The organism is Aeromicrobium phragmitis (genome assembly GCF_003674095.1).
Lineage (GTDB): Bacteria > Actinomycetota > Actinomycetes > Propionibacteriales > Nocardioidaceae > Aeromicrobium > Aeromicrobium phragmitis.
Window position 1 is genome coordinate 1 of record NZ_RDBF01000134.1, and the last position, 397, is coordinate 397.

1 protein-coding gene is annotated in these 397 nt (G+C 71.8%); it reads left to right on the forward strand.

Going from position 1 to position 397, the window contains the following annotated elements:
- A partial coding sequence (locus D9V41_RS16630; protein WP_424922809.1) for a DEAD/DEAH box helicase occupies nucleotides 1-397 on the forward strand: 397 nt, incomplete at both ends.

Consider the following 397-nt stretch of genomic DNA (forward strand, 5'->3'; position numbering starts at 1 on the left):
GAGTTCTCGGCGAACAGCGACCCGTGGATGGTCGCCGTGCGCATGGTGAGTGAGGGCGTCGACGTGCCCCGCCTCGCCGTGGGCGTCTACGCGACGACGACCGCGACTCCGCTGTTCTTCGCCCAGGCGGTCGGCCGTTTCGTCCGCGCCCGCCGGCGCGGGGAGACCGCGTCGATCTTCGTTCCGAGCGTGCCCGGGCTGCTCGGTCTCGCCGCCGATCTGGAGGCCGAGCGCGATCACGTCATCGGGCGGCCGGTCAAGGACGAGGACGATCTGTTCGCCGCGGAGGCCGAGATGCTCGCACGCGCTCAGCGCGAGGAGCCGGCGATGCCCGAGGAGTTGGGCACGTATCGCGCGCGCGGCAGCGAGGCGGCGTTCGACCGTGTCGTGTACGATG